The organism is Dietzia sp. Cai40 (assembly GCF_014145165.1).
GTDB classification, from domain to species: Bacteria; Actinomycetota; Actinomycetes; order Mycobacteriales; family Mycobacteriaceae; genus Dietzia; species Dietzia natronolimnaea.
In genome coordinates, this window is sequence record NZ_JAALEB010000432.1 from 1 (window position 1) to 3,338 (window position 3,338).

Consider the following 3,338-nt stretch of genomic DNA (forward strand, 5'->3'; position numbering starts at 1 on the left):
GGCCACCCTGCCGATGCTCATGCCCGAGGGCACCCGCGTGGTGGTGTGCGACCCGGACAAGGTCCGACGCCGCGCCGCCGACCTGGCCTCCGCCGGTCGGGAGTTCCTCGAGGCCTCGTGGACCGCCGCGACCATGGGCGGCGACGCCCCCGTGGACAGCGAGACCCTGGACCTGTCGGGCTCGGGCTACCGCACCTTCTCCGCCGTCCGCTCCGAGGCCACCGCCGCCGGCGTGCCCTGGTGGCAGCTGGTCCCCCCGGGATTCCTCACCGACCCCGAGGACGGCCTGGTGGTGGACGCCCCCGCCGGCGACCCGCCCGCCCCGCGCGGCAAGGACTCCGAGATGCAGGCCATGTTCGCCCGGCTGCGGGCGCTCATGTCCTCCGGCGGCCGGGCCGCGGTGGTGGTCCCGGGCCACGGCACCGTCGACCGCGTCCTGGAACGCCTGTCCGAGGCGGAGGTCCCGGCCACCGCCGCCCCGGCGGGATCCGAGCCCGCCCCCGGCGTGGTGTCGGTCTACGAGGCGATCCTGCACGGGGGGTTCGCCCTGTCGGGGGACTCCGGGGAGCAGGGGGACCACCTCGTCGTCGTCTCCGAGACCGACCTCACCGGCAACCGACTCGGCGCCACCGCGCGCCCCAAGGCGCGCCACGCCAAGCGACGCAACCAGGTGGACCCGCTGGCGCTCAAGGCCGGCGACTGGGTGGTGCACGACCAGCACGGCATCGGCCGGTTCGTGGAGATGGTCGAGCGGCAGGTGCGCGGCGGGGACGGTTCGAGCCGCCGCGAATACGTGGTGATCGAGTACGCCCCCGGCAAACGCGGGGGCGCCGGCGACCGCCTGTTCGTGCCCATGGAGTCCCTCGGACAGCTGAGCCGCTACGTAGGCGGGGAGGCCCCGACGCTGAGCAAGATGGGCGGCGCCGACTGGCAGAACACCAAGCGCAAGGCCCGCAAGGCGGTTCGGGAGATCGCCACCGAGCTGGTGCAGCTCTACGCCAAGCGGCAGTCCGCCCCGGGCCGCGCGTTCGGCCCCGACACCCCCTGGCAGCGGGAGATGGAGGACGCGTTCCCGTTCACCGAGACCGTCGACCAGCTCACGGCGATCGAGGAGGTCAAGGGGGACATGGAGAAGACCGCCCCCATGGACCGCGTGGTGGTGGGCGACGTGGGCTACGGCAAGACCGAGGTGGCCGTGCGGGCGGCGTTCAAGGCCGTGCAGGACGGCACCCAGGTCGCGGTACTGGTGCCCACCACGCTGCTCGCGCAGCAGCACCAGGCGACCTTCGTCGAGCGCATGACCGGGTTCCCCGTGACCGTCAAGGGGCTCAGCCGGTTCACCTCCGACGCCGAGGCCAAGGAGGTACTCAAGGGGCTGGCCGACGGCACGGTGGACGTGGTGATCGGCACCCACCGGTTGCTGGCCACCGCGGTGCACTGGAAGAACCTCGGGCTGGTGGTGGTGGACGAGGAGCAGCGCTTCGGTGTGGAGCACAAGGAGCACATCACCTCGCTGCGCACCCACGTGGACGTGCTGACCATGTCCGCGACGCCCATCCCGAGGACGCTGGAGATGTCGCTGGCCGGGATCCGCGAAATGAGCCAGATCCTCACTCCGCCCGAGGAGCGGCTGCCCGTGCTCACATACGTCGGCGCGCACTCGGACAAGCACGTCGCCGCCGCCATCCGCCGCGAGCTGCTGCGCGAGGGGCAGGTGTTCTACGTGCACAACCGGGTGCGGACCATCGACGCCACCGCGGCGAAGATCCGCGACCTGGTGCCCGAGGCGCGCGTGGTGGTGGCCCACGGGCAGATGGGGGAGGAGCAGCTCGAGCAGACCGTCGGCGGGTTCTGGAACCGCGACTACGACGTGCTGGTGTGTACGACCATCGTCGAGACCGGCCTGGACATCTCCAACGCCAACACCCTGATCGTGGACCGCTCCGACCAGCTGGGTCTGTCGCAGATGCACCAGCTGCGCGGGCGCGTGGGCCGGTCCCGCGAGCGCGGCTACGCCTACTTCCTCTACGACCCGGAGAAGCCGCTCACCGAGACCGCGTACGACCGGCTGGCCACCATCGCCCAGAACAACGACCTGGGCGCGGGCATGGCCGTGGCCATGAAGGACCTCGAGCTGCGCGGCGCCGGCAACGTCCTGGGCGCCGAGCAGTCCGGCCACATCGCCGGCGTCGGCTTTGACCTCTACATCCGTCTGGTGGGCGAGGCCGTGGAGGCCTACCGCGCGATCGCCGACGGCGAGACCGTGGAGGTCGAGGAGGAGGTGGGCGAGATCCGCATCGAGCTGCCGGTCGACGCCTACATCCCGGTCGAGTACGTCGACGGCGACCGGCTACGGCTCGAGGCGTACCGCAAACTGTCCCAGGCGCGGGCGCCCGAGGACATCGACGCGGTGGTCGAGGAACTGGTGGACCGCTACGGACCCATGCCCGCCGAGGCCCGGCGCGTGGTGTCCGTGTCGCGACTGCGGCTCGTGTGCCAGAAGTACAAGGTGCGCGAGATCGTGCTGGCCGGCTCCCGCCTGCGCGTGGGCCCGCTCGATCTGCTCGACTCCCAGCAGATCCGGCTCAAGCGCATGTACCCGGCCGCGCAGTACCGGGCCACGCAGAAGACCGTGCTGCTCCCGCTGCCCAAGGCGGCAGGCGCGCGTGCCGGTGCGGGCGCGGAGAAGGCGCGCGACGACGAGATGCTGCAGTACGCCGCCGACTTCCTCACCGCCATGGCCGGGGATCCCGAGGGCTCGCACCCGGTGATCCAGCCGGAGTTGGTGTCGGTGTGAGTCCCGAGTCCGGTTCCGGCTCCGACCCCCATCGAAAAGAGCGTTCCGCACAGATCCACTCGGCCGATGTGTCCGAAACGCTCTTTTCGACGGGCTCGAGCTTGAGCGCGGGCGCGGGCGCGGGGGATCGGCTCGCCGAGGCCGTCGAGGTGATGGCCCGCATCCGGCGCGACGGCGAGTGGGAAGCCGCCCAGACCCACGCCTCGCTACTGCCGTACCTGCTGGAGGAGTCGTGGGAGCTGGTCGACGCCGTGGCCGACGGAGACCGCGATGAGTTGGTCTCCGAGCTCGGCGATCTTCTCCTGCAGGTGCTGTTCCACGCCGCGATCGGCGAGGAGCGGGCCGAGGGGGCGTTCGACATCCACGACGTGGCCGGCGCCCTTCTGGACAAGCTGCGCCGGCGTGCGCCCTACTGGTTCACCGCTGATGGCGCTGCCGGCCTCGACGCCGCAGAGCAGGACCGGCTCTGGCAGGAGGCCAAGGCCGCCGAACGTACCGGTCGCCCCCCGCGCGGGGTGGTCGACGGCATCCCGTGGGACAT

Annotated in this window: 2 protein-coding genes; both read left to right on the forward strand. The window is 71.7% G+C overall.

Features of this window, described 5'->3' with window-relative positions; all coding sequences use genetic code 11:
- A partial coding sequence (mfd, locus tag G6022_RS14990; protein ID WP_182691888.1) for a transcription-repair coupling factor occupies nucleotides 1-2,797 on the forward strand: 2,797 nt, incomplete at its 5' end.
- A 68-nt stretch (nucleotides 2,798-2,865) separates the two neighbouring features.
- On the forward strand, nucleotides 2,866-3,338 hold a 473-nt coding region (locus G6022_RS14995), incomplete at its 3' end, for a MazG nucleotide pyrophosphohydrolase domain-containing protein (RefSeq protein WP_347238189.1).